The sequence below is a fragment of the Streptomyces sp. AM25 genome, from assembly GCF_058146165.1.
The window spans coordinates 270,697-297,116 of record NZ_JBKIWN010000001.1 but is presented as its reverse complement, the minus strand read 5'-3'; the positions used below and the strand labels follow the sequence as shown (position 1 = coordinate 297,116).

The following is a 26,420-nucleotide window of genomic DNA, read 5'->3' as shown; positions in this document are numbered from 1 at the left end:
CCCCCCCACACCCATGCCCCGCGATCAATGACGGGGAACGAAGTCCACCACGTCGCCGGCCCGTTCCCCGCCGGACAGCTGCCCGTTGCGGTCCGTGCGGATGTAGACCCGGTGCAGCCACCGGTCCTTGCCGTCCCAGCGCGGTGCGAAGGGCGTACGGGCGTGCGTCGTCCGGAAGTTGTCCACGATCAGCACGTCGCCGGGGACCAGGTGCACGGCCTCGCTCACTTCGTCGAGCGCCTCGGAAAGGGCAGCGACGGCCTTGACGTCGGCGGCGGCCTGGGGGGCGAGGAGCTCGCGGTCGTACCCGAGGTAGGGATCCTGGACGTCTCCGTAGAGGGGCTTGACGTCGGAGATGGCCCCGGGGTCCTCGACCCCGCCGCGGAAGGCGACGTCCACACAGCAGGGTATGGGCCTGTCGAACAGGCGCGCGCGGGTGTCGTCCGACAGCAGAGGCAGCGCCTTGCGGACCGAACCGACCAGGGTGGCCGCCTTGCGCTCGTGGTCCGCCCGGGAGCACGCGAGCATCACGTAGTTCGGCTGGCGCACGTGGTAGGCCATCTCCGTGTGGAACTCCAGCAGGGTCTCAGAGGTCTCGGAGGAGAGGTAGTGCGCGCCGGGGGACGGGTAGACGTCGTGGTACACGGTGCCCGAGCGCAGTTCGCGGTAGCCGGTGTGCAGGCCGAGGCGGCGGCCGGCGATCGCGAGCATGGCCTCCTGGTTGAGCAGCGGCCGTTCCACGGGCGCGGGCGTGCTGTCGGGGGTGCGCGGCAGGGAGGGCTCCTCCTCCACCGGCAGACCGCGCAGCAGCAGGTATCCGTCGTCGTTGCCGTCGGCGTTGAAGTCGTCCAGTGCCCCGGCCAGCGGCGCGGGGAGCGCGAGAGCGGCCGTGTGCGCCGTGTCGAGGAAGCCGTACAGGTCCTTGCGGGGGACCCGGGGCAGGCCCGCGGCCAGGGCCAGGAGCTGCGCGGAATACGCGGAGCAGTCGAGCGTGGTCATGAGGAAGCCCTCTCTCGGGTGTGTGCGCGGGCGTACTGGTACAGCAGTTCGGCGCCGATTTCGGTGGCCAGGACGGACGTGATGCCGCCGTGGTCGTACAGCGGCGAGACCTCCATGACGTCGAGGCCCACCGGACGCAGGTCCCCGGTGCAGCGCAGCAGGGCGAGCACCTCGCGTGAGGTGGGGCCGCCCGGGGCCGGGGTGCCGGTGCCGGGCGCGAACGCCGGGTCCACGACGTCGATGTCCACCGACACGTAGACGGGTGCGTCGCCGACGCAGGCGCGGACCAGCTCCCGGGTGCCCTCGGGGCCCAGCGAGCAGAACTCGTCGGCGGTGACGATCCGCACGCCGTGGCCGCGGGCGTAGTCCAGCGAGTCGGGCCGCGGATTGTGGCCGCGGATACCGATCTGGATCATGCGCTGCGGGTCGACGATCTTCTCCTCGATCGCGTGCCGGAAGGGTGTGCCGTGGTGGTATTCGCCGCCGTAGAAGGCGGGGTTGGTGTCGGAGTGCGCGTCCAGGTGCAGGACGGCGACCGGCCCGTGCCGGGGCGCGACGGCGCGCAGCGCGGCCAGCGTCAAGGAGTGGTCGCCGCCGATCATGAGGAAGGCGGCGTTGTCGGCGAGCAGGCCGCTGAGCCGCTCCTGCGCGGTGGCCATGGCGATGTGCATGTTGAACGGGGTCAGGTCGATGTCCCCGGCGTCGACGCAGTCGATCAGGTCGAAGGTGCCGGGCCCGCGGTCGATCCCCACGCCGTGGATGAGCCCGGACTCGTTGCGTACGGCGCGCGGGCCGAAGCGCGCTCCGGGCCGGTAGCTGGTGCCGCCGTCGTACGGGGCGCCGATGACCACGACGTCCTTGCCGCGCGGCGCCGGGTCGTGCGGCAGACGCATGAACGTCGGTATCTGGGCGTAGCGCGGCGAGACAGTGGTGTCGATGCGTTCCATGGTGCGGTCCCTCCCTTGCCGTGCGGACCGTCGGACGGCCCCGGAGCGTTGCGTGGCGGTCGTGCGCGTGGTCATGTACGCGTGCGTGCGGGCGTCCTGATGCCGGGTCATCGCGGGACCGGCCGGGCGCCGGGTACCAGCCGGCCCGCGACCCGCTCGACCACCGCACCGGTCGCCACCTCGTCCGGATGCCGCCCCTCGACGACGACGTGGTCGAAGATCTCCTGAACGACCAGGCGTTTGGCCCGGCGAACGAGGCCCCGCGGCACACCGGCATCCCGCAGCAACCGGGAGAAGGACGAGGTGGTGCCCGATCCCTCGTGCACACCGAGCTTGGGGCGGACGACGACCTCGTGCGGCAGTACATCGTCCATGGCTGCGCGCAGCACCCACTTGTCCCGTCCGTGCCGCCGCTTGAGCCCGGCCTCCAGGGACACCAGCACGTCGAGGACGTCGCGGTCCCAGTACGGGTGGGTCGACCAGTGGCCGGCCACCCCGGACAGGTTCGGCGCCATCTCGTTGAGACCGTCGAACGTGGCCATGTCCTGGCAGACCGCCGTGTCCAGCTGCGGCAGCCGGCTCTCGCGGTGCATGCCGCCGAGCGGGATGTCGGCCCCGTACCCGGTGAGGATCCGACGGCCGCTGTCGCCGCCGCGGCCCAGGCGCAGGTACAGCGCGGTCAGCGGCAGAAGGTACTCGACCACGTCCGGGTCGAGGCACTCGGCCGCCCAGACCGTGTGCGGCAGGCGCCCCATCAACTCACCGGTCGGGATGGCGACTTCGCGGTGGTCGGAGCCGATGTGCCGGGCCACGAGGCGCGCCTGCGGGAACTCGTCCGCCTCGTCCGTGCCCATGGACACCGTGTCGACCGGCCCGGCCGACCGTCGGGCGGCCAGCGCCGCGACCGCGGAGGAGTCGATACCACCCGAGAGCACCACCAGCGGGGTGCCGCTGCCTGTGCGGGCCGCCACCGCGCGCTCCAGCGCCCGGCGGACCGTGCCGACCGCCTCCGCCTCCGGCATGATCCGACGGGCGAGCGGCGGCGTCCAGGTCCGGTGGGGGAGGCACACCCCGGTAGTCACCGCGATGTCCAGAACGGTCCCGGCCGGCACCTGGTGGGTGCCGGGCAGGCGGCGTACCGGCAGGGCGGGCAGGGGCCGCCCCCGAGGGGCGGTGCGCAGGGCCTTCGCCTCGGTCGCCGCCAGTACGCGCCCGGGGGCGGCGGACACATACAGCGGCACCGAGCCGGCGTGGTCCGTGGCGAGCACGGCACGTCCGGAGCCGGCGAGCAGCGCGGCGAACCGCCCGTTGAGGAGCCGGAAGACATGCACGTCGTACACGGCGAAGAGGGCGGCGACGAGAACGGCGTCGCTGTCCGGCAGCGCGCCACCGGGCAGCAGCCGGACCAGTTCGTCCCGGTTGTACAGCTCTCCGGCGAACAACAGCGTCCCGCCCTGAGCGCGGGCGCGGGCCTCAGCGGGCGTCCCGGAATGCACGAGGACGGCGTGCAGGACCTGGTCGCCGGTCCGCTCCTGCCACCGCTCCCTGGAACCGAGCGCTGCGAAGAGCGGTTCGAGGGGGCGGCCGCAGTCCTGGCGGACCTCGGCCAGGAAGCCGGTGGCGGCGGGAAGATTCGGCGCCATGGCTCAGATGCTCAGAGCGGCGAAACCGCCGGCCTGGAAGTCGTAGTCGACCGGCACCTCGATCAGGAACGGCCGTCCGAGGCCCGCGCCCTTGCGCAGCGCGGCGAGCAGCTCCTCACGGCTGGTGGCCCGGGCGGCCTCCACGCCGTTGGCGCGGGCGAGCGCGGTGAAGTCGACCCCGGTGAACTTCACCACCGGGTCGTGGGAGCGGTGGTGCCCGATGTTCTGGTACAGCTCGATCAGTCCGTTGGCGTTGTTGTTGACGACGACGGTGACGATGGGCAGGCCGAGCCGGGCGACGGTCTCCAGATCGGCGCTGTTGGAGTGGAAGCCGCCGTCGCCCGCGATGAGGAAGGTCGGCTGTCCGGGCCGGGCGAGCTGGGCGCCGATCGCCGCCGGGATGCCGTAGCCGAAGCTGGAGCAGCCGGCGGAGGTGAGGAAGCCGAAGGGCTGGTCGGCGCGGGCGAAGAGCACGCCGTAGTGGCGGAAGAACCCGATGTCGGACACGATCGTGCCCTCGCCCGCCTCGGCGGTCTCCGCCATGACGGTGTTCATGGAGTCCATCACCTGGTGCACGCGCAGGCCGTCGTCGTAGTGGTGCGGATCGGCCAGGAACTCGGCGATCCGTGCGCGCAGCGGCGTGATGTCGTGCGGGGTCCTCGGGGCGAGGCTGGCGGTGTGCCGGTCGAGGTGCTCCACGAAGGCCCGCACGTCGGTGACGATGTCGAGGTTCGGACGGTAGACCCGGGGCACGGGGTTGGTGGTGGGCGAGACCCTCACCGTGGTCTTGTCCGTGCCGCGCTGCCACATGGAAGGGCGCAGGTCCTCGGCGTAGTCGTAGCCGAGGGTGAGGATGAGGTCGGCGGGGCCGAAGAGGGCGTCGAGGGCGGGGAAGGACAGGATGCCGTCCATGTATCCGGTGACCGCCCCGTAGTTCAGGTCATGCCCGTGCGGCAGCACGCCCTTGGCGATGTACGTCGTGATGACCGGCAGCCTCAGCCGCTCGGCCAGTGCGCGGATCGCGGGCACGGCCCCGGAGCGGATCGCGGCGGCGCCGACGACCAGGACGGGATGGCGCGCCGATCCGACCAACTCGGCCGTCTCCAGCGCGGTTTCCTGCCAGCCGTCCGCGACCGCGCCGACCGGCTTGGCCGGGATCTTGGCAGGGGGGTGCGGCAGCGAGGTGTCGACCTCACTGCCGAGCAGGTCGACGGGGAGGGAGAGGAAGCCGGGGCCGACGGGTTCGGTCATGGCCGCCGCCATCGCGCTGTCCACCAGGTCCGTGATGTCGTCGGGTCGTTGGAGCTCCGCCGCGTACTTGGTCATCGGCCGCATGACCGACACCGAGTCGAGGCACTGGTGCGTGTCGTTGGGGAAGATGTCGTGCGACTCGGACTGGGCCGCGAGTGCGATGACCGGTGACCGGTCCAGGGTGGAGGTGGCGACCCCGGTGGCCAGATTGGTCATGCCGGGGCCGAGCGTGGCCCAGCACGCCTGCGGCCGGCCGCTGATCCGGGCCAGGACGTCGGCGGCGACTCCGGCTGTGAACTCGTGCCGGGTCAGCACGAATTTGATGCCGTCCTCCTCGTCGAAGAGGATCGAGGCGGCCTCGCGGCCGACCACCCCGAACACGGTGCGCACCCCGTGGTCGTGGAGCCGGCGCAGCAGGGCGTGTGCGGTGGTCGGCTTGCCGGTAGGGCTGGTGGAGACACGCGACATGGCGGATCCTCTGCGTCGGAGCGGGTCAGGGCTGCGCCCGGCGTGATGTCCGGCATACGAACGGCACGGAGCCGAAGGCGCTCTTCGGTGCTACTCGCCACTGTGCGGACCGTGCCTTGCAGGGCGGTGGGCCGTCCCCTTGCGGCCGGCGCAGGCGGGCGGCGACCGGGCGGCATCACTCGGCGGTTCGGGCACGCCCGCAGGCCCCTCCGTCGCCGGGACGACGCGGGGGCGAACGCCGGAGCCGTCGTGGCGGGCAACCGGATCCTTGCATTCGGCCAAGGGCGGGCACGATACGTCGTGCAGCGGGCAAGGATTGCACCCGCCGGGCGCGGGACACTTGGTGTGCGACAGGGGGACGCGGCCGGCAAGCTGCTTCCGACCGGGCGGGATCGCCAGCCGCCACTGGCCGGTTCCGCCCGTGGCCCGGGCCACGGGGGATCTTGGAGGCCCGGGGCCGCGTTCCTCCCCCGTCGCGAGCGCTGTCGGCGCCAGGCGGTGGTTGGGGCGCGGCTTCCGCGTCGGGCCGTTCTCGTACAGCAGGGCAGTCACGCGCCACGCAGAGAGAATCGGATGGAAGCAGTGAAGCTGACGAGCCGCGAGAGCCGTGCCGACGTACGTGACTTGACCGTACCGCCGCCGATCGGCGCCCTGGGGAGCCTGTCCGTGCGCAGCGGCGGCCGGTCCCTGGAACTGGGTCCGTCGCGCCAGCGAGCGGTCCTCGCCCTGCTGCTGATCGGCGCGGGCAGCGTGGTGTCGGTCGACGCGATCGTCTCCCAGATCTGGGGGGACACCCCGCCGGCGACTGCCAACGCGACGTTGCAGTCGTACGTATCGCGCCTGCGCAGACTCCTCGCCGACTGCGTGCTCCCTGATGGCTCACGGCCCCGACTGCTGTACCGGCAACCGGGATACGTGCTGGTCGTCGATCCCGGGCAAGTGGACGTCCACCGCTTCGAACGGGCCGTGCGGACCGGCGGCAGACTGGCCCGGCAGGGGCGGGCCGACGAGGCCCACGCCGTGCTCGGCACCGCTCTGGAACGCTGGGTCGGCACGCCGTACGAGGAGTTGAGCGCGTACGACTTCGCCGTGCAGGAGGCCGCCCGGCTGGGACAGCTCCGCCTGAGCGCCGTCGAGTCCTGGGCACAGTGCGCGATCCGGCTGGGACGGGAGGAGGACGTGCTGCACACCCTGGCCCTGGAAGCGAAACGCAACCCTCTGCGCGAACGGCTGGCCGGCCTGTTCATGCACGTCCAGTACCGGCTCGGCCAGCAGGCGGACGCCCTGCGGACGTACGACGACACCCGCCGCGCCCTCGCCGACGAGATCGGCACGGTGCCCGGCAAGGAACTGGCGGCGCTGCACGCGGCGATCCTGCGGCAGGACAGTTGCCTGGACCGCACGCCCGAGGCCACCGCCCCCGCAGCACCCGCCGGGGCCGACGGTCACCCCACGGCGCACCTCACAGGCGTTCCCCGCCTCGTGGCCGCCACCGCGGCCGACCGGGTCAGCACACCACCGGTGTTCGTCGGGCGCGACGAGGAGCTGCGGGCTCTGCGCGCCTCCGCCAAGGGTGCGTTCCGCACGACCGGCCGGGTGGCGTTCGTGGTCGGCGAAGCCGGCAGCGGCAAGACCCGACTGGTGTCCGAACTCACCCGGGCGATCCCGGACAGCGTGCACACCCTCTGGACCTCCTGCTCCGAGAACGAGGACAAGCCGGACTACTGGCCGTGGACGACGCTGCTGCGCGGGCTGAACGGGCTCTGGCACGAACGGGTGGCGCGATTGCCCGCCTGGGTGCGGTACAGCCTCGCCCACCTCCTTCCCGAAGTGTCCCCGGACACCGGCGATCCGTCGCGGCACGAGCCGGGTGCGCGTCCGGCGACGAGGCACCTGTCCAGGAACGACCGGTTCACGTTGCACGACGCGGTCTGCCAGACGCTGCTGCGCACCATCCGCGAGCCGACGGTCCTGGTCGTGGAGGACGTCGACCGGGCCGACGCGCCGTCCCTCGCCCTGCTGCGGTTGTTCGTGGAGCAACTGCGCTGCGTCCCGGTGCTCCTGGTGGTCACCACCCGCACCTTCCAACTGGCCCACGACCCGGAGCTGCGCCGCGCCGCGGCCGTGATCCTCCAGTCGTCGGACGCAGGGAGGACCCTGCTCGACCCGTTGGACCTCGCAGCCACTGCGTCGCTCGTGGAGCGCACCCTGGGCGAGGCCCCGGAACCACACCTTCTGCGCCAGCTCCACCGGCGCACCGCCGGCAATCCCTACTTCCTGGGCTACTTGCTCAACGCGTGCAAGCAGGGCCTCTCGGAGGCCCTGGACGCAGCGATCCCCCGTGAGCTGGCCGGGGTCGTCCTGCAACGGCTGTCGGGGCTCCCCGTCGGTGTCCGACGTGTCCTCGAACTCTGCGCGATGATGGAGGACGGCTGCGAACAGCGCGTCGTGGAGGCCATGTTGCGCCATGAAGGCATCGCCGCGGACAACGTTCTCACGGCCCTGCACGGCGGCCTGCTGGAGCCCGATCCCGTCCACGCCGGCAGACTGCGCTTCGTCCACGCGCTGGTACGGGAGGCGGTACGCCACGACCTGGAGAACGCACGCGGCTTGTCGTCCGACGCCACCGGGCTGGGGGCGTTGACCGCCGTATAGGGCCTGCGGGGGATGCCACGCGTCAAGCGACTCCTCGGGCAGGACCCCACGGATGCGTCCCCCGTTCCAGGGAGTTCCAGCCAACCGCGCAGCGGTCGACAAGCAGCGTGTGCCACCGTGGGTCACGGCCGCCGTCGGCCGCCGCAATGGGGCACCAGCGACTCGGGAAGGAACCGGTCCGATGGACGCAGCTTCTCCTCAAGGTTTCCTCGTTCACCACGGCCGAGCCGGCGTCAAGGAGGGGCATGCCGACTTCGCAGTGATCGCTTCGGAGGTGCCCGCCGCCGCGAGTGCGGTGTTCACCCGCTCCCGCTTCGCCGGGCCCAGCGTCCTGCTCAGCCGGGAAGCCGTCGCCGACCGGATCGCCCGAGGTGTCGTCGTCGTCTCCGGCAACGCCAATGTCGCCAACGGGGCGGACGGCCGCAAGGACGCCGAAGAACTGCGCCGCCGCGTTGCCGACTTGATTGAAGCGGACGAGAACGACGTACTGATCGCCTCGACGGGACTGATCGGCCGCCGCTACCCCATGTCCAGCCTGCGCACGCACGTCGCATCCGTGCGCTGGCCGTTCGCCGGAGCCGACTTCGAGGGGGCGGCGACGGCCATCATGACGACCGACACCCACCCGAAGATCCGCCGCGCACGGTGCGGCGGTGCGACGTTGGTCGGCATCGCCAAGGGGGTGGGGATGATGGAGCCCGACATGGCGACGCTGCTCACCTTCTTCTGCACCGACGCCCACGTGGGGCCGGCCGAGCTCGATGACATCTTCCGCCGTGTCATGGAAGTCACGTTCAACGCGCTGAGCATCGACACCGACACCTCCACCAGCGACACGGCGGCCGTCTTCGCCAACGGCATCGCGGGCCCCGTGGACCTGGTGGAGTTCGAGAACGCCCTGGGCGATGTCGCGCTGCAACTGGTCAAGGACATCGCCAGGGACGGCGAGGGCGCGACCAAGCTCATCGAGGTGCACGCCACCGGTGCCCGGGACCGGGCCCAGGCCAAGCGCGTTGCCAAAGCCGTGGTGAACTCACCGTTGGTGAAGACCGCCGTGCACGGCGCCGACCCCAACTGGGGGCGGGTCGTCATGGCGGTGGGAAAGTGCCAGGACGACCTGGACATCGTCCCCGAACGGGTAACGATCCGCTTCGGGAACCAGGAGGTGTACCCGGCGGGACCGGAACCCGAGAAGCTGGAGCGCGTCGCCGAGTACCTCAAGAACGACGAGGTCACCCTGCACGTCGATCTCGGTGTCGCCCCGCACGCCACCGGCGAGTTCACGGCCTACGGCTGCGACCTCACCGAGGGGTACGTGCGACTCAACGCCGACTACGCGACCTGAAGCCCGAGGACCGGAGACGTGACACGCGCCGCCGCCCGGTCAGGGAGGATCCGCCGCAGCGCCGTGCAGCTTGTCCAGCAACTGCCCGGTGTCGGGGTGTCCCAGCTCGGAGAGGATGGCTGCGGCCTGCTCCCAACTGCCCAGCGCCGAAGGGGCATTGCCCATGGAGTGCTGGGTGTCGCCGATGTGGCCCAGGGTGTCGGCCTCCAAGGTGCGATCGCCGACCTCCCGGTAGAGCTCGAGAGCGTGGCGGTAGCAGGCCAGGGCGTGGGTGTACTGCTCCAGGTGGTGGTGGGCGTAGCCGAGGCTGTCCCAGGCTGCTGCCTCGCCGTTGGCGTCGCCCGTGGCTTGGTGGAGGGCGACGGCGGCGGCGCATTGGGTGAGGGCTTCGTGGTGTTCGCCGCGCAGGATGTGGGTCCACCCGATCTCGTTGAGGACGGTCGCCTGCCCACGGGTGTCGTCCGTCGCACGGCAGTGGGCGAGTGCGCGGTCGTAGTGGTCCAGGGCGTCCTGGTGGTGGGCGCGGGAGTTGGCCACGAAGGCGAGGCTGCGCAAGGTGCGGGCCTGGCCGTCGCGGTGGCCGAGGGCGGTGAAGAGGTCCAGGGCGCGGCCGAGATGGGCGAGGGCCTCCTCGTGCGCGCCGACGCGGTGCAGGGCGAAGCCGAGCGTGCGGTGGATGTGGGCGCGACCGACCGGATCGCCGTGCTGCTCCGCAGTCGCCAACGCCGCTCGCTGCACGGCGGTCTGCTCCTCCCTGAGCCCCCGCCGGTCCAGCGGAAGTTCCAGGGCGAGTGCCAACTGCCAGGCATGTACGGGGAATCCGCCCGTCGCGGCGCGTTCGACCAGGGCGAGCAGCCCCGGAAGTTCGACGCCGAGCCAGGTGGCGGCCGCCTCCCTGCCCGCGAGGGGCTCGGGGGTGGCGTCGGGGTGGCACGGGGGAGGTGCCTCGCGTGCGGTGCGGTGCGGCAGGAGCAGGTCGACCGCCGCCCGTGCGGTGCTCAGGGCGTGGTCGAGGAGCCGGCCGAGCGCGCTGTGCCGCTCGGCCTCGGTCTCTTCGGCGCGCAGGAGCTCGCCCGCGTAGGCGCGCAGCAGGTCGTGGCACGTGTAGCGGCCGGGGACGGGTTCGGCCAGGAGGTGGGAGCGGGTCAGCGAGGTGAATGCCGTATGCGCCTCGCGCGGGGCGAGCCCGGCCAGGTTCGCCGCGGCGTGCCGGGAGACGTCAGGACCGGGGTGGAGTGCCAGGAGGCGGAACAGACGGGCGGCCGTGGGGGGCAGGGCCCGGTAGGACCAGGAGAAGACGGAGCGGGCGTCGGTCTCGTCACCGGAGAGGGCATCCAGGCTGCCGTGGCCCTCGCGCAGTTCGGCGGCGATCGACGCCAGAGGGAATCCCCGGTCGGCGGCGCGTGCGGCCACGATGGCGAGGGCCAGCGGCAATCGGCCGCACAGGGCGATGACGGCCTTGACGGAGGCGTCGTCGGCCGCCTGCCGCGCGCCGAGGCGCCGGGTCAGCACCTCGCGGGCTTCTGTGTCGCTCAACGGCCCCAGGCCGAGCGAACGGGCGCCGTCGGCGGCGACAAGGCCCTGGAGCCGACTGCGGCTGGTCACGAGGACGAGAGAGCCGGGCGTGCCGGGCAGCAGGGGCCGCACCTGGGCGGAGCCCCGGGCGTTGTCGAGGAGAACGAGGACGCGCCGTCCCGCCAACAGGCTTCGGTACAGGGCGGATTGGGCGTCCGCCCCGACCGGCATGTCCTGCGGGTGCACTCCCAGGCCGAAGAGGAAGGCGCGCAGGGCGTCCCCCGGGTCCACGGCGGCCGAGGACGGGTCGAAGCCCCGCAGATCCGCGTAGAGCTGGCCGTCGGGGAAGCGGTGGGCGGCGCGGTGGGCCCAGTGCACGGCCAAGGACGTCTTGCCGACCCCGGCCATCCCCTCGATCGCGATGACCACCGTGGCCGGGGGCGTGCTGTCCGTGAAGCCGGACGGTGACAACAGGGCGTCCACATAGGCCAGTTCGATGCCCCTTCCCGCGAACACCGGTAGGTCGGCGGGGAGTTGGGTAGGCCGTGGCGGCGGGTCCGGCCGTGGGCTCGGGTGGGCGCGCGGCGCATCCCCGGCGTCCGGGCCGGGCGAGGCCGCGGGAGGCCGCCCGGCTGGCGTGTGCCGGTCGAGTACCCGCTGACGGGCGTCGGTCAGCTCCCGCCCGGGCGCGACGCCCAACTCCTCGGCCAGTAGGTCCCGCACGGCCCGGTACGTGGCCAGCGCCTCGGCCCGGCGTCCGGCGCCGGCGAGCGCGAGTACCAGGTGGGCCTGGAGGGGCTCGTCCAGCGGGTGCGCGGCGGCGGCCTGCCGCATTGGGGCGAGGACGAGATCCGGCACACCGGCGGCCAGGGCTTCCACGGCGGCGCCGCGCACGGCATCGAGGCATTCCTCGTCCACGGCGGTGAACACCGGGTGCGCACGGATGTCCGGGGGGATACCGTCGGCGACCGGCCCGTGCCACAGCCCGAGCGCCTCGGCGTACAGGTCGGTCGCGGCCCGGGACGAGCCGTCGCGCGCGGCCTGCCGGGCCCGGTCCACCAGCCGGCGAAAGGCCAGCAGGTCCACGTCGTCGGCGTGGGTGTCGAGACGGTAGCCGCCGGAGCCGCGCACCACGGGCCCGGCCGCCCGGTCCCCGCCGCCCGGCCCCAGCAGGCGCCGCAGCGATCCCACGTGATGGCGCACCACGTTCACCGCGCTCCTCGGCGGACCCTGCGGCCACAGCACGTCGACCATGTCGCTCAGGCTGACGGGCGTGCCGACCCGTACCAACAGGAGCGCCAGCAGGGCCCGTTGCTTGGGAGGCCCCAGGGCCAGCTCGGTCTCGCCACGCCATGCCCTGACCGGCCCGAGCACCGTGAACCGCATAGTCGGAGACTGTAGTCGCGCTCCGGGAGACCGCACGGTCGCCTCCGCTGCAAGGCCGCTTTTCAACACCTTTTCGACACGCCGCCTCGTCTACGCTCGCGACGACACGGCCGCCGGTACGGATCCCGCACCCGAACGGGCGGGCCATCGGCCGGAGTCGACACGGGGGAGGGCGCATGGTGAACACGGAGATAGGGCACGTGATCCTGGCGGAGGGTGAGGAGCGCCGCCGCCGCATCGTGAGCGTCGCCCGACGGGCGGGCTCCGTCGGCGTCAACGCGATCGCCGCCGACCTGGGGGTGTCCAGGGAGACGGTGCGGCGCGATCTGGGCACGCTGGAGCGGCGTGGCCTGGTGCGGCGCACGCACGGCGGAGCGTTTCCGGTGGAGAGCGCGGGATTCGAGACGACGCTGGCGGTCCGCGCCGGTATGAACGTTCCGGAGAAGACGCGCATCGCGGCGGCCGCCGCGGAACTCCTGGGTGACGCCGAGACCGTCTTCATCGATGAGGGCTACACGCCGCAGCTGATCGCGGAGGCGCTGCCCGGCGACCGCTCGCTGACCGTGATCACCGCGTCGCTCGCCACCGCCCAGGCCCTGGCCACCCGGCCCAGGATCACTGTCCTGCTGCTCGGCGGCCGGGTCCGGGGCGGCACGATGGCCACTGTCGACCACTGGGCGGCCCGGATGTTGTCCGAGTTCGTGATCGACCTGGCGTACGTGGGTGCCAACGGCATCTCCCGCGAGCACGGCCTCACCACACCCGATCCGACCGTCAGTGAGGTCAAGCGCCAGGCCGTACGCGTCTCACGGCGACGGGTCTTCACCGGGGTGTACTCCAAGTTCGGCGCGGTGAGTTTCTGCCGGTTCGCCGAGGCGCGTGCCTTCGAGACGATCGTCACCGACACCCGGCTCCCGCAGAACGAGGCCCGACGCTACGCGCTGCTCGGACCGGTGGTGCTGCGGGTGTGAGGGCCCGGCCTGCTCAGGGGGTGTGCCAGGAAGCGAAGCAGACGGTGGCGGGTGTGCCGGATGCCGTGCACACGCTGTCTGCGCATGCCTCGGCCGGCCGGTCAGCGCGGCATGAGGTGGCCTTGCCAGAGTCGGCGGTCGTCGCCGTGCGGGTCGTGGACGACGGCGTCGACGGGCCGGTTGTCGTGGCTGTAGGCCATCACCGGACGGCTGCCGTCGTAGCGGGGCCAGGGCAGGGCGCCCGTCGCGGCGAACCCGGTCCAGGCGCGGTGCATGGCGGTCGCCAGTTCCCGGGGCGGGTCCTCACCGGTGAGCGGGCGGTTCGCCGGGGCGCCCGGATCACCCCAGACGAAAGGGATCTCCAGGCCGTGGCAGGCGCCCAGCGGGGCGTCGGGGGCCTGCGGTGCGACCGGGGAGCGCCAGCCGAACTCGTAGACGTGGGTGGGGGCCGGGGCATCGGCCCGTGCCTCGGCGACGCGCCAGGTGGGGATCCGGAAGACACGGTCGCCCAGGACGGCGCAGGCGATGTCGGCGGGGCTCCGGCGCGGGTAGGCCGCGGAGCCGATGCGGGCATAAGCGTCGTAGCAGCCGTCGGGGGCTCCGCAGCCCGCGACCATGTTCCGGAAGGGTTCCTCGCCGGGCAGGTGGAGCACCGGGGTGGCCATTACGAACAGCCGCCACTCCTCGGTGGTGTTGCCGGCCAGCAGGGGGACGTCGCGGCCCGCTCCGGCCGCGATGGCGTCGATCGGGCGCCGGCCGAGCAGGTCGTCGTCGACGACCGGAGCGAAGGCCATGCCGGCCGAGTCGGCGATGCTCTGCCCGTAGGCACCGGGGTTCGCGCCGACGGCGGCGCCGACGTCCGCCTGGGCCTCGGCGAGATGGTCCAGGGGAACGGCGGCCAGCGCCGCCGCGGTCGGCGGAAGGCCGAGCCGTTCCTCCAGGGCATGGGTGACACGCGCGGCGTCCCCGGCCGCATGGGCGACGTGGGCGGTGCCGCTCTGGGCGATGGCACGGCGGAAGAGGCCGAGGTCGAGCGAGAGGAGGGCGAGTACGCCGATCGCGCCCGCGGACTGGCCGAAGGCCGTGACGTTGCCGGGATCCCCGCCGAAGTGCGCGATGTTCTCCCGCACCCACTCCAGGGCGGCGATCTGGTCGCGCAGGCCACGGTTGGCAGGGGCGGGCGCGTCGGGCAGGTACGCGAACCCGTCCACGCCGAGCCGGTAGTTGACCGTCACGCAGACCACCCCGTGGCGGGCGAAGGCGGCCCCGTCGAACGCCGGCACGGCCGAGGAGCCGGCGACGAACGCACCGCCGTGGATCCACACCATCACCGGCAGCCCGGCACGGCCGGGATCCGGTGTCCAGACGTTGAGGCTCAGCCACTCCTCACCCGCGATCACCGGGTCGGGCATCAGCTCGCCGAGCGGTCCCGGCACGGCCGGCTTCAGGGGCGTCGGCCCGAACGCCCGCGCCTCGCGCACGCCCGTCCACGGCACCGGCGGGACAGGAGGTCCGAACCGGTTCCGCCCGAGCGGCGGGGCGGCGTAGGGGACACCCAGAAACCGGGCGATCCCGTCCACGACCTGCCCTGCAACCTTGCCGTACCGGGTAGCCACCAGGACTGTCACACCGTCCATCGAACGGGTACAGCGCCGCAGGACGCGAGCGGTATACCGCCGGACGGAGGCGATCAGAGGAACAGGCGGCCCGCGAAACGGCGTGCGAAGCCGTCGCCCGTGTCGGCGGTGACCGTCACGTCGTACGCACCGTCGTCCCCCACCGTCAGCGTGATCTCCTCCCGGCCCCCGGCCGCGACGGACACCGTCCGGCCGTCCGGGACGGCGAAGGCCACCGCCGTGCCCCCGCTGTTGGTGAGGGTCAGCCGCAGCCCGCCGGGGGCCGGCGTCACGGCGGCCTCCGGGTGCCCCTTTTTCGCGTCGGACCAGGTCCGTACGTCCCCCTGGAAGCCGCGCAGATAGCCGTCGGGGCCGTGCAGGTCGACGTCGTACTTGCCGCCCCCGTAGGTCAGGGCACTGAAGTAGTCGCTCGCGCTGCCCCCGACCGGCACCGTGTAGTGCCAGGCCTCGTACGCGCGGTGGTTCACGGCGTACGCGGTGAAACCGGCGCCCAGCCGACCCGTGTTGACGACCTTGAACCACAGGCGGTGGGTGGCGGTGTCGGTCCAGGAAGTGGTGTCGAAGCCGTAGCCGGTGGGCCGGGCCGGGCGGGTGCCCTCCTCCTGGACGGGCCGCTGCGCCGCGGCGGGCGGCTTGGCCTCGGGCAGCGAGTGCTGCTTGTCGCAGGCGGCGACGAGGGCCGTGGTGTCGGGCAGCGCGGGGAAGGAGGCGTTCTTCGAGGTGAAGTCGAAGGCGCTCATCAGATCGCCGCACACCGTGCGGCGCCAGGCGGAGATATTGGTCTCCTTGACGCCCGTCCAGTTCTCCAGGAACCGCAGCGGCGAGGTGTGGTCGAGGACCTCGGAATGCACCTGACCGCCCTGGCTCCACGGCGAGATCACGGTCATCGGCACGCGCGGCCCGAGGCCGATCGGAGCACCGCCGATGAACTCGTCCGGGGTGCCGGACGGCGGCACCGGCGGGGCGACGTGGTCGAAGAAGCCGTCGTTCTCGTCGAAGTTCAGGAAGACCACGGTCTTCGCCCAGACCTCGGGGTGTGCGGCCAGCGACTCCAGGACGTACTTCGCGGTGTAGTCGGCGCCGTACGCGGGCGGGTAGGCCGGGTGCTCGGACTGCTGCGTGGGGGCCACGACCCAGCTCACGGCCGGGAGCGTGCCGTTCGCGACGTCCTGGTTGAAGGCGTCGGCGGAGCGCCGCTGCATGCCGTTCACAAACAGCGGGGAGTCGGGCTTGGCGTTCTTGAACCGGGTGAACCAGGCGAGCGGGTTGTCGTCGTAGTTGTCCTGCTGCTGGTACACCCGCCAGGAGATCCCGGCGGCCTGGAGCCGCTCGGGGTAGGTGGTCCAGCTGTAGCCCTTCTCGGAGTTGTCGGTGACCGGGCCGCCGTGCGTGCCGCCCGGGTCGACCGTGCCGGTCCACTGGTAGAGCCGGTTGGGGTTGGTCGGTCCCTGCACGGAGCAGAAGTACTGGTCGCAGAGGGTGAACGCCTCGGCGAGCGCGAACTGGAACGGGATGTCGGAACGCTCGTAATACCCCATGGTCCAGGCGCTCTTGGCGGAAACCCGTTGTCGTACCTGCCGCCGTTCCAGGCGCGGTGCGTGCCCGACCAGCCGTGGTCGAGATCGCGGACGCGCTGGGCGTCCGTGGCCGCCGTGTCCAGGTGCCAGGGCGTCACGACACGCCCGCCGAGCGGGCCGAGCGCGGTCTGGTGCAGGACGTCGGAGCCGTTGGGGAAGCGCACCAGAGAACGGTCCCCGAAACCGCGGACGCCTCTGAGCGTTCCGAAGTAGTGATCGAAGGATCGGTTCTCCTGCATAAAGATCACGACGTGCTCGATGTCGTCGAGCGTGCCGCTGCGCGGGCCGGCGGCCATGGCCTGCTGGATCGACGAGGGGAGCGTCGTCGCGGCGGCGCCGAGGGCCGCGGCCGCACCGAGGAAGCCGCGGCGGGACAGGGGAGTCACGGAAGTCTCCTGGGGGTCAGGGACGGGGCACGGAAACGGACCCAAGTGAAAGGGGCCGCCATGTCCGTTCACTGCACCGGAGATGTCCGGTGCCTCAACGGCGGATGTCCCCTCACGGCCGGACAGCCGATGGCCCGGCCACAGGGCCGTGCCCCGTACCGGTCAACAGCGGAGTAGCGCGGCGCCGGTGGGGAAGGTAACGGCAGTCACTCCACCCGACGGGAGCTCCGTATGGCGATCAGTCACCGCACTATCGGCACCGGCGCGCACAAGGTCGTGGTCCTGCACGACTGGTTCGGCACCAGCGCCGCCTGGGGCCCGTTCCTGGATCACCTGGACCCGGAGGCCTTCGGCTACGCCTTCCTCGACTACCGCGGCTACGGCGACCGGCAGGACGTGGACGGTGAGTTCACGCTCGCCGAGATCGCCGCGGACGCGCTCGCCCTCGCCGACCAGCTGGGCTGGGAGACGTTCTCCGTGGCCGGGCACTCGATGGGCGGCAAGGCGGCACAGCGCATCCTGGCCGAGGCGCCGCGCCGGGTGCGCAAGCTGGTGGGGATCGCGCCGGTCCCGGCGAGTGCCTACCTGCTGGAGGGCGACGCGTACGACCTCTTCCACGGCGCGGCGCAGAGCCCGGCCAATCGGCGGGCCATCCTCGACCTCGTCACCGGTCACCGGGCGTGCGACCGGTGGCTGGACGCGATGACGGCCCGCTCGGTGGCCGGCTCCCGCCCGGAGGCCTTCGCCGCCTACCTGACCGACTGGACCACCCAGGACTTCGCCGCCAAGGTGACCGGCAGCACCCTCCCGGTGAAGGTCTTCGTCGGCGAGCACGACCTCGCCCTGACCGCCGAGGCGATGCGCGGCACCTGGCTGGCCCACCACCCGCAGGCCGAGCTGGAGATCCTGGCCAACTCCGGCCACTACCCGATGTACGAAATCCCCGTGGCCTTCGCCACTGCCCTGGAAGCCTTCCTGCGGGCTTGACCGCCGTGCGCCCGGCCGCGGCGAACGCGTGGCCGGGTCCTCGCCACCGGCGGCTGCACGACGGATGCGGTGGGCGAGGCGAGGGGCCGGGCCGTCCGCTCCCTCCCGCACCCGTTCGGCCTCGGCCGGAAAGCGGTGCGGCCGGGCGGCGATGATGCTGGCGCCGAAGGACTCACCGCTGCCGAGCCCGGAGACGCCCGTGCCCCCTGCGCCTTCCTCACCGCACACACCATCGTCACACCGCCGTCTGCGCCGCGTCGCCGCCGCGGGGGCGGCGTTGCTCGCACTGGTGCTGCCCACGGGGTGCGGCGGAGGCTCCGGAGCGGGCAAGGGAACCACGGGCGGAGGCGTGGCCGTACCCCTCACGTACCTGCCCGCCGGCAGCGAGGACGGCAGGCTCGGCGAGCCGAGGCTGCAGGCCGCTGTCCGTATCGGCTCCAAGCAGCTGAACCTGCTGGTGGACACCGGCTCCACCGGCCTGAAGGTCCTCGCCTCGGCCGTCGGCGACGGCAACGCCACCCCCACCGGCGCGACCGGCAGCAGCGCCTACCTCAGCGGCCTGCAGATCAGCGGCCGCGAGGCACAGGCCACCATCACCCTGGGCAGTGCCACGGCCCAGGACCAGACCGTCATGCTCGTCGACACCCTCGGCTGCACGGACGAGGTCCCCGACTGCGAGGCGGCACACGGCAAGACGCCCGAGGAGTTCGGCGGCGTCTTCGACGGCATCCTCGGCATCGGCATGGCCGAACGTGCCCAGGGCGTCAGGGGATGCTGCGCCAACCCCATGCTGGGGCTCACCAACAACGGCTCCTTTGTCCTCCACTTCGACGAGCGCAAACCCGAACTGGTCCTCAATCCCGACCAGAAGACCCTCGGCCGGTTCACGACCGTCGACCTCAAGCAGTCGGCCACCCCCGCCGCCTGGAACCCGGCACCCATGCAGGCGTGCCTGACCGTCACCACCGTCCTCGGCACCCGCTGCGCCCCGGTGGTCTTCGACACCGGCACACCGACCCTCGCGCTGGAAGCGCCGCGCATCGCCGGGCCGGCGCCGGGCGCGCTGATCGACAAGGGCATCGTCGACACGTACGGCCAGGAGGTCACCCTCGACGTCCCCAGTGCCAAGTGGAAATGGAGCTACCGGATGCCGCAGCCGGACGCGCAGGCGCAGCAGCAGCTGAACGCCCTGACCACCCCGCTGCTGAGCTACGGAGCCCAGCAGCAGTCGGTGATCCTCGCCGGCCTGCCCGCCTTCACACAGGTCGACGTGCTCTACGACCTGCGCGGTGGCCGCATCGGCCTGGCGCCCCGGTAACCGGTCGACCGACCCGCGCCCTACGCGGACTGGGGAAGCAGCAGTTTGGGATGGATCCTGGGTCCCAGCACGGCCACGGTCGCGACGATGGCGGCGGCGATCAGCAGCTGGGCGTTGGGCACGTAGGGGTCCAGGAGCATCTCGGCCACCAGCGCGGCGCCGACGAGGCTCAGCTTCGCGCAGATCAGCCGGGGCGCCGAGAGGGCGACGCGGGCCGAGGGGACACCCCGGGCCCGTGCCCGGCGGTCGAGACGGATCTGCAGCGGGACGGTGAGCAGGACGAGCAGCAGGCGGGCGGCGAGCGACCTCGGGTCGCCCGCGTCCTGCGGGTCGATCAGGTGGCTGAAGAGGAAGCTCGCGACGAAGGCCGCCCAGACGATGAGCACGCGTGCCGCGATCAGCCGGGCGAGCGCCCGGCCGGGGTGGGCGGACTCGCAGTACGCAACGGTGAGACGGCGGTTGGCCGGCAGGAGCGCGGTCGGGAGGATCAGCAGCAGGAATGCGGTCCGCAGAGCGTGGACCCAGGCGGGCTCGTTGCTCTCGCCCACCCAGATGATCGCGAGGACCACGCCGGCCAGCGCATAGCCCCTGCGCAGGGATCGATCCGGGGCCACGGCGCGTCAGCCGCTGTCGGCGACGATGTGCGCCATGGCGCGTTCGGCGACGGCGGTGATCGTCAGGGAGGGGTTGGCTCCGCCGACGTTGCCGGGGAGCAGGGAGCCGTCGAGCACGTAGAGGCCGGGGCAGCCCCGGACGCGTCCTTCGAGGTCGGTGACGCGGCCGAGTTGGCAGCCGCCGACGGGATGGGCGGTGAACGGGCGGGAGTTGTAGGGCGAGATGATCTCGATGTCGGGATTGGCGTCGACGACGCGGGAGTTGTATTCGAGGGTGGCCTGCGCGGCCGGGGCCGACTTCTCCTCGGTCCAGTCGTCGAGGCGGACTTGGCCGGTGGCGCGGTCGTAGCGGAAGGTGCCGCGGTTGTCGGTGTCGACGGTGATGGTCAGGGTGTTGGTCTCCGGGCGGGCGTCGCGGCCGGCCGCGTACCAGTTCTCCACCAGGAGCGGCTGGGCGAAGCCGGTGGGGAAGAACGCCGCCGACGCGCTGGGCGAACCCTGCGGTCCGCCGGTGAAGGACGGCGGCTGGGTGCGCGTGCTCGTCTCGTCGCCGTTGGTGCCGAAGCCGGTTCCCAGCTCGGCGGGCAGGTCGGGGAGGGTACCGCGCTCCCGGGCGGCGACCAGCAGCCGGTTGGTGTTCAGGGTGCCGGCGGAGACGAAGAGCATGCGGCAGGTGAACTCCTCCGTCCCCAGGTTCTCGCCGGTCGGGCCGAGCCGGCGGACCTCCACGCTGTAGCGGCCGTCCCGGAGCCGGTGGAGGGAGCGGACCTCGTGCAGCGGGCGCAGCTGTACGTGGCCGGTGGCCAGGGCGTCGGGCAGATAGCTGCGGGTGAGGGAGCGCTTGGCGCCGTTGCCGCAGCCGAAGTTGGACCGGCCGATGGTGGCCGACGGTTTTGCTCTGCCCTCCAGTTCGGCCCGTACGACGTCCCAGTCGAAGGTGGAGGACAGCGGGAAGGTGGCCATGTCGGCGTTGGCGAGCTCGCGGTCCCAGAGCCGGGAGTGGGCGAACGGGGCCGATGCGTAGATGTGTTCCGGCATCGTCCTCGCGCCGAGCATCGCGTACGCCTTGGGGAACCAGCGCTCCTCGAACTCCCGGTAGGACAGGCCGGAAGGGTAGAGCTGCTCGAACCAGCGGCGCTGCGGGGCGATCGTCACGCAGGTGTACACCAACGAGCCGCCGCCCACACCGGCGCCGCAGAGGATCTTGAGGTTGGTCTCCTCGACGGCCTCCAGTACTCCTGGGGCGGGCTTGAGAGCCGTGTCGGGAGGTGACTCCGACAGGGCGTCGGCGGTGGAGTCGCGGAACCAGTACATGGTGTCCGTGACGTCGTCGACCGACCCGAAGATCGGCCTCTCCGGGGCCACCGGCCACTCCCGGCCGCGCTCCAGCACCAGGGTGTCCACGCCCGCGCGGCCCAGGCGCAGCGCCGCGACGCTGCCGCCGAAGCCGGAGCCGATGACCACGGCGGTGAAGTCCGTCCGGGTCGCGGCCGCCGCACGGTTGCGCGGGCTGCCGAGCACGGTCGCGCCCAGCGCGGCCAGACCGCCCTTGGCGGTCAGTCCCAGAACGGCACGACGGTCGACGGGCGGCACGACGGCTCCTTGCTGAAGGCGGTGACGACACCCCAGCAACGACACCGTGGCCGCACTCGCCACGGCCATTCCCACAACCGGCCTACAACCTGTGCCTCAGCCCGTTCCCTGCTTGATGAGCAAATGCCTGGGGCCGCGCAGGATAGGGCTGTGGCGGTATTCGGGCGGGTCCTGGAGCAACCGGGGGTTGTCGAGGTGCGAGAGGAGCGTGGTGAAGGCCGCGGCGATCTCGAGGCGGGCCAGCGGGGCGCCGAAGCAGTTGTGGATGCCACTGCCGAAGCCGAGGTGCTGGTTGTCCTGACGTGCGGGGTCGAAGCGGTCGGGGTCGGGGAAGCGCAGCGGGTCGCGGTTGCCGGAGGCGAGGGCGAGGAACAAGGGCGCGCCCTTGGGGATGGTGACGCCCGCGACCTCGATGTCGGCGAGCACGGTGCGCTGGGGCAGGATCTGGAAGGGCGCTTCGTAACGCAGCAGCTCCTCGACGGCGCTCGGCATCAGCTCCGGTTCGCGGCGCAGCCGTTCGAGCACCTCCGGGTTGCGCAGGAGCGTGAGCATGCCGTTGGCGATGAGGTTGACGGTGGTCTCGTGCCCGGCGACGAGCAGGAGGACCATGGCGGCCGTCAGTTCCTCCTGGGTCAGATGTCCTTCCGGCCCGTGCTCGTTGGCGAGTGCGGAGAGCAGGTCGTCCGACGGATTCCGCCGCCGCTCGTCGGCGAGTTCGCCCAGGTACCGCTCCATGGCCGTACGGGCCTCCCCGGCGGCGTGGCGCGCGGGCACCGGGTCCTCGCCGGGGGTGAAGTCCGCACCGGCGACGAAGGTGTCGGCCCAGAGATGGATCTGGTTCCGGTCCTGCTCGGGCACCCCGTACAGGTCGCAGATGACGGTGACGGGAAGCGGAAAGGCGAAGTCCTCGACCAGGTCGATGCGGTCCTTGTCCCGGAATCCGTCGGCGAGTTCCCCGGCGATGCGGACGATGTCGCCGTTCAGGCCGGAGATGCGGTGCGGGGAGTGGGGCGGGCCGAAGTGGCGCATGGTCAGCCGGCGGATCCGGTCGTGTTCGGGGTCGTCGAGCCCGATGAAGGAGAGCGGCGAGTGGAACTCCGCCGGGATCTCGGCGTGTTTGCGGAAGTCCGAGCTGGTGCGGGGGTCATGGAGCAACTCGGTGATCTCGTCGTAGGTGCCCACCAGGTATTTCCCGTCCTCCTGCCGCGCGACCTTGTGCTCGCGCAACTCGGCGTAGAGGGGGTGGGGGTCGGCGCGGTTGGCATAGTCGGTGATGCGCTGGAAGAGCGTCTCTGCTGACATGCGCGGATTCCTGGATTCCTTGGGGGAGCGGGTGGGGTCAGCCGCCGGGCCGGAGCACGGTCAGGCGCCGGTCCGGCAGGTGGCCCGTGAGGGCGACGGTCGGGCCGTGCGAGAGCACACGGGGATCCGGCACGTCGGATGGGACGGGTTCGTTGCCTTCGACGTGGTCGGAGGCGCCGGGACCGGGCGGGAAGGGGGCCGCGGTCTCGATCAGGCGTTGGTAGTGCTGCAGCGACTTGGCCCGGTTGACGGTCACTGCGGCGGTGATGCGGCCCCGGTAGCCGTAGACCGCCACCAGACGCCGTTCCTCCGGCGTCCCCTGGGCGATGACCACCTGGTCGGAGAAGGACGGGACACCCACCGACTTGATGTTGAGCCCGAACTGGCTGGACCAGAAGGACGGTACGGCGAGGTGGGGCCGTCGCTCCGCGGCGGGGCTCGCCATGTTGTGGGCGGCCACTTCGGCCTGGGCGACGGCGTTGCCCCAGTGCTCCAGGGCGAGCAACTGGTACTCGAACAGCGGGTGCGGGAAGCGGGCGACATCACCCGCCACGAAGACGTCGTCGGTCACGATCCCGTACCGGTCGAACACGCGGCACCCCGCGTCGCAGGCCACGCCACGGGGTCCGGCCGCGAGCCCGGAGTCCAGCAGCCATTCGGTGTTGCGGACCGCGCCCATGCACACCACGGCGATGCCGGCCTCGATCCGGCTGCCGTCGGAGAACTCCGCACCGGTGAGCCGGCCGTCCTTGCCGGTCAGCGCGGTGACCGTCACTCCGCAGCGCAGATCGACCCCGTGCGCCCGCTGCAGCTTCGCGGCGAACTCGGCAGCCGCCCCGCCCAGCGCGCCGATCAGGGGCGCCCGGCCCCGCTCGGCGACCGTCACCTCCAGCCCGCGTTCCCGGCAGGCCGAGGCGATCTCCGAACCGGTGAACCCTCCGCCGATGACCAGCACCCGGCGCGGACCGGCGTCCAGCCGCTCGGCGAGCCGGCCTGCGTCGTCGGTGGTGCGCACCGTGAACACCCCGTCCAGGGCTGCCTGTTCGGGGTCGGTCCAGGGGCGGGCGCGGGTGCCGGTGGCGATCAGCACCCTGTCGTAGGGGAGCTGCTCGCCGTCGGCCAGCAGTACGCGCTTGGCGGCGGGGTCGAGTCCGGTGGCACGCACCCCGAGCCGCCATCGCGCGTCCAGGCGCCGGCGGACCGGCAGCGCGCAGTCCTCGGGGCGCGCCAGGCCGAGGAGCACCTGCTTGGACAACGGCGGCCGGTCATACGGGAGTTCGGGCTCGTCGCCGACCAGGGTCAGTTCGCCCGCGAAGCCCCGTTCCCGCAGAACTTCCGCGGCCCGCAGCCCGGCCAGCGAGGCACCGACGATGACGATCCGCCCGTCGCGCGGCTCACCCGCCATCGGGGAGGGCCCGTTCTCCGAGGGTGATGGCCTGCACGGGACAGGCCGCCGCCGCGTGCCGCACCTGCTCGTCCTGGCCGGCGGGGACGGCCGGGGCGTACATCAACGACTCCTCGCCGTGCAGCGCGAACACCTCCGGGGCGAGAAAGACGCACTGCGCGTAGCTCTGACACCGGTTGAGGTCGACCACGATCTGCATCCCACCGGCCTTCCGTCAGCCCGCACGCCTCGTCAAAGACGTAACACCCGCTGGGGCTCCGTGCCGCGTCAGGTTGCTCCGTGCGGGGCAGCGGCTGTCGGCGGCAGCCGCAGCGTGACCCGGGCGCCGCCCTCCGGTGCATTGGCGAATTCCAGCTCGGCGCCGATGACGCGGGCCTGGCCGAGGGCGATGGTCAGGCCCAGGCCGTGGCCGGCGCCGCGCTCCTGCGCCCCGGTGCGGAAGCGCTGCGGGCCGGTGGCGAGGAGTTCGTCCGGGAAGCCGCTTCCGTGGTCCCGGACCACGACTTCGCTGCCGGTCACCGTGACGGTGACGGGCGGGAGTCCGTGGCGGTGGGCGTTGGCGACGAGGTTGGCCAGGATGCGGTCGAGGCGGCGCGGGTCGGTCTCGACGGTCGCGTCGTCGGCGACGGCGACCTCGGCGGTCAGCCCGGTGCGTGCGACCGCCTCCTCGACGACCGCGCCGAGAGGGACCGGGACCGTCTGGGCGCGTTCGGCGCCGGCGTCGAGGCGGGAGATCTCCAGCAGGTCCTCGACCAGGTCCCGCAGGACCTGCACCCGGTCGCGCACGAGGTCGGTGGCCTCGCTCTCGGGGAGCAGGGCGGCCGCGATGACCAGGCCCGTCAGCGGAGTGCGCAGTTCGTGCGCGACGTCGGCGGTGAAGCGCTGCTCGCTGTGCAGCCGTTCCTTGAGGGCGTCTGCCATGTGGTCGACGGCGGCCGAGATGTCGCCGATCTCGTCGCGGCTGCGGCTCCGGGTTCTGGCGTCGAGATCGCCGTGCCTGATGCGGCGGGCGGTGCCGGCGACCCGGCTCAGGCGGCGCAGGGCGAGTTCGGCGGCGAGGAGGGTGAGGGGGACGATGACGGCAAGTGTGGCGAGCGCTGCGTATTTCATGTGCCGGTCGAGTGCCTGGAGGCTGAACATCTCACTCGCCCTGTTCACGGAGACGGCCAGCGCTTCGCCGTCGACGCGGCCGGCTGCCCACATGGAGGGCCCCCGGGCCGGGTTGCGGGTATCCCACCAGGTGACCGGGCCGGCTCCGGAGCCGAGCCGGTCCCTCAGCTGATCCGGCAGCTCGTTGCCGACCCGGTAGGTGCGGGATCCCGGCGGGGAGGAGTGCGCGGACCGTGCTGCCCGGAACTCGGCCTCGGCCGAGTCCAGTTCGCGGATCGCCATGGTACGGCTGATACTCAGGGAGCGGTCCTCGGTGGTCCGGTGGACCAGGATCCCGATGCCGAGCGCCATCGCGCAGGCGGCCGCTGCGACCCCGGCGGCGATCTTCCAGCGCAGGGAGCGCGGATTGCCCAGGCTCCGTGGCGTGGGGCCGAGTACTGTGCCCGGTTTCGGTGTGCGCCGCATGTCAGCGCCGGAACTTGTAGCCGAAGCCGCGGATGGTCTCGACGTGCCCGGGACCGATCTTCTTGCGCAGCCGCTGTACCGCCAGGTCCACCACCCGGCTGTCTCCGTCCCAGCCGTAATCCCACACGTTGCGCAGCAGTGTCTGCCGCTGCAACGCGATGCCCGGTGCGGCCACGAATTCGAGCAGCAGGCGCAGCTCGGTCGGGGTGAGTGCGAGCGTGCGGCCGTCGAGGCGCACTTCGAGGGCGCGGGTGTCGATGCTGAGGTTGCGGAAGGTCAACAGGCCGCTGTCGGCAGCCGGGCCGGTTGCGGTGGGCGCGGTGAAGGTGGCCCGGCGCAGCAGGGCACGGATCCGCGCCACCAGAATGGTGGTGTCGACGGGTTTGACGATGTAGTCGTCGGCTCCCGCTTCCAGGCCCGCCACGACGTCGAGTGCGTCGCCGCGGGCGGACATCATCAGGATGGGTGCCTGGCTCGTCTCGCGGATCTTGTGGCACAGCCCGATGCCGTCGAGGTGCGGCAGCATGATGTCGAGCAGCAGCAGGTCGGGGCGGTTGTCCCGGAACATCTCCAGGCCTGTCAGGCCGTCGGGGGCAGCCGATACGCTGTAGCCGTAGCGGTCCAGGGCCATTTCGACGGACCGGCGGATCGCCTCGTCGTCCTCGACCACCAGGATGCGGACGGGGGCGGTCGGGCTGCTGCCCTGTTGTCCCGCCGTGTCGTTGCTACCGTGCTTGTGCATCACAACACCCGAGGCCGAACGGAAGACCGGCTGGTAGAGGGGTATCCGGAGGATTGGAGAACGCTGCTGTGACGACAGTAACCGCCGACGGGGCCCTGCGGTCC

Annotated in this window: 19 protein-coding genes and 1 pseudogene; 5 read left to right on the top strand and 15 right to left on the bottom strand. The window is 72.2% G+C overall.

Going from position 1 to position 26,420, the window contains the following annotated elements; all coding sequences use genetic code 11:
- Positions 1–24: 24 nt before the first annotated feature.
- The 4 genes from cs1 to ACLHRZ_RS01070 form a co-directional block, all read right to left on the bottom strand.
- Complete coding sequence (gene cs1 / locus ACLHRZ_RS01085; protein ID WP_490416246.1) at positions 25–999, bottom strand: clavaminate synthase Cs1; 975 nt, start codon at positions 997–999, stop codon at positions 25–27.
- Positions 996–1,946 carry an agmatinase gene (gene speB / locus ACLHRZ_RS01080; protein ID WP_490416245.1) on the bottom strand — a complete coding sequence of 317 codons (951 nt, stop codon included), beginning with the start codon at positions 1,944–1,946 and terminating at the stop codon, positions 996–998. The genes cs1 and speB overlap by 4 nt, the downstream gene beginning before the upstream one ends.
- A gap of 107 nt (positions 1,947–2,053) precedes the next feature.
- On the bottom strand, positions 2,054–3,589 hold the full coding sequence (locus ACLHRZ_RS01075; RefSeq protein ID WP_490416244.1) for an asparagine synthase-related protein: 1,536 nt from the start codon (positions 3,587–3,589) through the stop codon (positions 2,054–2,056).
- A 3-nt stretch (positions 3,590–3,592) separates the two neighbouring features.
- Positions 3,593–5,308: a thiamine pyrophosphate-binding protein gene (locus ACLHRZ_RS01070; RefSeq protein ID WP_490416243.1), complete on the bottom strand. Its 1,716-nt coding sequence runs from the start codon at positions 5,306–5,308 to the stop codon at positions 3,593–3,595.
- A 573-nt stretch (positions 5,309–5,881) separates the two neighbouring features.
- Here ACLHRZ_RS01070 and ACLHRZ_RS01065 point away from each other — a divergent pair.
- Complete coding sequence (locus ACLHRZ_RS01065) at positions 5,882–7,963, top strand: ATP-binding protein (protein ID WP_490416242.1); 2,082 nt, start codon at positions 5,882–5,884, stop codon at positions 7,961–7,963.
- A gap of 181 nt (positions 7,964–8,144) precedes the next feature.
- A complete protein-coding gene (gene argJ / locus ACLHRZ_RS01060) occupies positions 8,145–9,308 on the top strand; it encodes a bifunctional glutamate N-acetyltransferase/amino-acid acetyltransferase ArgJ (protein WP_490416241.1) in 1,164 nt (387 codons plus the stop codon).
- 39 nt (positions 9,309–9,347) lie between these two features.
- Here the strand turns inward: argJ and ACLHRZ_RS01055 are convergent, their stop codons facing one another.
- Entirely contained in the window at positions 9,348–12,209 is a 2,862-nt protein-coding gene (locus ACLHRZ_RS01055; RefSeq protein ID WP_490416240.1) for an AfsR/SARP family transcriptional regulator, read from the bottom strand.
- 176 nt (positions 12,210–12,385) lie between these two features.
- Between ACLHRZ_RS01055 and ACLHRZ_RS01050 the strand changes: the two genes are divergently transcribed.
- Positions 12,386–13,180: a DeoR/GlpR family DNA-binding transcription regulator gene (locus tag ACLHRZ_RS01050; RefSeq protein WP_490416239.1), complete on the top strand. Its 795-nt coding sequence runs from the start codon at positions 12,386–12,388 to the stop codon at positions 13,178–13,180.
- Positions 13,181–13,281: 101 nt separating this feature from the next.
- Here the strand turns inward: ACLHRZ_RS01050 and ACLHRZ_RS01045 are convergent, their stop codons facing one another.
- The 3 genes and pseudogenes from ACLHRZ_RS01045 to ACLHRZ_RS01035 all read right to left on the bottom strand — a co-directional run.
- Positions 13,282–14,817: a carboxylesterase/lipase family protein gene (locus tag ACLHRZ_RS01045; protein ID WP_490416238.1), complete on the bottom strand. Its 1,536-nt coding sequence runs from the start codon at positions 14,815–14,817 to the stop codon at positions 13,282–13,284.
- A gap of 53 nt (positions 14,818–14,870) precedes the next feature.
- Positions 14,871–16,355: an alkaline phosphatase family protein gene (locus tag ACLHRZ_RS01040; protein ID WP_490416237.1), complete on the bottom strand. Its 1,485-nt coding sequence runs from the start codon at positions 16,353–16,355 to the stop codon at positions 14,871–14,873.
- 86 nt (positions 16,356–16,441) lie between these two features.
- Positions 16,442–16,780 (bottom strand): annotated as a pseudogene (locus tag ACLHRZ_RS01035) (alkaline phosphatase family protein); the annotation flags it as partial.
- 231 nt (positions 16,781–17,011) lie between these two features.
- On the opposite strand from ACLHRZ_RS01035, the gene ACLHRZ_RS01030 reads away from it, so the two are divergent.
- A complete protein-coding gene (locus ACLHRZ_RS01030; protein ID WP_490416236.1) occupies positions 17,012–17,767 on the top strand; it encodes an alpha/beta fold hydrolase in 756 nt (251 codons plus the stop codon).
- 349 nt (positions 17,768–18,116) lie between these two features.
- Positions 18,117–19,085 carry a DUF3443 family protein gene (locus ACLHRZ_RS01025; RefSeq protein ID WP_490416235.1) on the top strand — a complete coding sequence of 323 codons (969 nt, stop codon included), beginning with the start codon at positions 18,117–18,119 and terminating at the stop codon, positions 19,083–19,085.
- A 20-nt stretch (positions 19,086–19,105) separates the two neighbouring features.
- Here ACLHRZ_RS01025 and ACLHRZ_RS01020 read toward each other — a convergent pair whose 3' ends face one another.
- The 7 genes from ACLHRZ_RS01020 to cseB form a co-directional block, all read right to left on the bottom strand.
- On the bottom strand, positions 19,106–19,699 hold the full coding sequence (locus ACLHRZ_RS01020) for a hypothetical protein (RefSeq protein WP_490416234.1): 594 nt from the start codon (positions 19,697–19,699) through the stop codon (positions 19,106–19,108).
- Positions 19,700–19,705: 6 nt separating this feature from the next.
- Positions 19,706–21,292 (bottom strand): GMC oxidoreductase, encoded by a 1,587-nt coding sequence (locus ACLHRZ_RS01015; protein WP_490416233.1) that lies wholly within the window; start codon positions 21,290–21,292, stop codon positions 19,706–19,708.
- 96 nt (positions 21,293–21,388) lie between these two features.
- The gene (locus ACLHRZ_RS01010; RefSeq protein WP_490416232.1) at positions 21,389–22,594 is read right to left on the bottom strand and encodes a cytochrome P450; all 1,206 of its coding nucleotides are present in this window, start codon (positions 22,592–22,594) and stop codon (positions 21,389–21,391) included.
- 37 nt (positions 22,595–22,631) lie between these two features.
- The gene (locus ACLHRZ_RS01005) at positions 22,632–23,999 is read right to left on the bottom strand and encodes an NAD(P)/FAD-dependent oxidoreductase (RefSeq protein WP_490416231.1); all 1,368 of its coding nucleotides are present in this window, start codon (positions 23,997–23,999) and stop codon (positions 22,632–22,634) included.
- Positions 23,989–24,198: a ferredoxin gene (locus ACLHRZ_RS01000; RefSeq protein ID WP_490416230.1), complete on the bottom strand. Its 210-nt coding sequence runs from the start codon at positions 24,196–24,198 to the stop codon at positions 23,989–23,991. The genes ACLHRZ_RS01005 and ACLHRZ_RS01000 overlap by 11 nt, the downstream gene beginning before the upstream one ends.
- Positions 24,199–24,266: 68 nt before the next feature.
- On the bottom strand, positions 24,267–25,574 hold the full coding sequence (locus ACLHRZ_RS00995) for a sensor histidine kinase (protein WP_490416229.1): 1,308 nt from the start codon (positions 25,572–25,574) through the stop codon (positions 24,267–24,269).
- A 1-nt stretch (position 25,575) separates the two neighbouring features.
- A complete protein-coding gene (gene cseB, locus ACLHRZ_RS00990) occupies positions 25,576–26,316 on the bottom strand; it encodes a two-component system response regulator CseB (protein WP_490416228.1) in 741 nt (246 codons plus the stop codon).
- Between the last annotated feature and the right edge of the window lie 104 nt (positions 26,317–26,420).

Coding starts and splice junctions, on each gene's coding strand:
- cs1 (WP_490416246.1), bottom strand. CDS start 999: ATGACCACGCTCGACTGCTCCGCGTATTCCGCGCAGCTCCTGGCCCTG.
- speB (WP_490416245.1), bottom strand. CDS start 1,946: ATGGAACGCATCGACACCACTGTCTCGCCGCGCTACGCCCAGATACCG.
- ACLHRZ_RS01075 (WP_490416244.1), bottom strand. CDS start 3,589: ATGGCGCCGAATCTTCCCGCCGCCACCGGCTTCCTGGCCGAGGTCCGC.
- ACLHRZ_RS01070 (WP_490416243.1), bottom strand. CDS start 5,308: ATGTCGCGTGTCTCCACCAGCCCTACCGGCAAGCCGACCACCGCACAC.
- ACLHRZ_RS01065 (WP_490416242.1), top strand. CDS start 5,882: ATGGAAGCAGTGAAGCTGACGAGCCGCGAGAGCCGTGCCGACGTACGT.
- argJ (WP_490416241.1), top strand. CDS start 8,145: ATGGACGCAGCTTCTCCTCAAGGTTTCCTCGTTCACCACGGCCGAGCC.
- ACLHRZ_RS01055 (WP_490416240.1), bottom strand. CDS start 12,209: ATGCGGTTCACGGTGCTCGGGCCGGTCAGGGCATGGCGTGGCGAGACC.
- ACLHRZ_RS01050 (WP_490416239.1), top strand. CDS start 12,386: ATGGTGAACACGGAGATAGGGCACGTGATCCTGGCGGAGGGTGAGGAG.
- ACLHRZ_RS01045 (WP_490416238.1), bottom strand. CDS start 14,817: ATGGACGGTGTGACAGTCCTGGTGGCTACCCGGTACGGCAAGGTTGCA.
- ACLHRZ_RS01040 (WP_490416237.1), bottom strand. CDS start 16,355: ATGGGGTATTACGAGCGTTCCGACATCCCGTTCCAGTTCGCGCTCGCC.
- ACLHRZ_RS01030 (WP_490416236.1), top strand. CDS start 17,012: ATGGCGATCAGTCACCGCACTATCGGCACCGGCGCGCACAAGGTCGTG.
- ACLHRZ_RS01010 (WP_490416232.1), bottom strand. CDS start 22,594: ATGTCAGCAGAGACGCTCTTCCAGCGCATCACCGACTATGCCAACCGC.
- ACLHRZ_RS01005 (WP_490416231.1), bottom strand. CDS start 23,999: ATGGCGGGTGAGCCGCGCGACGGGCGGATCGTCATCGTCGGTGCCTCG.
- ACLHRZ_RS01000 (WP_490416230.1), bottom strand. CDS start 24,198: ATGCAGATCGTGGTCGACCTCAACCGGTGTCAGAGCTACGCGCAGTGC.
- ACLHRZ_RS00995 (WP_490416229.1), bottom strand. CDS start 25,574: ATGCGGCGCACACCGAAACCGGGCACAGTACTCGGCCCCACGCCACGG.
- cseB (WP_490416228.1), bottom strand. CDS start 26,316: ATGCACAAGCACGGTAGCAACGACACGGCGGGACAACAGGGCAGCAGC.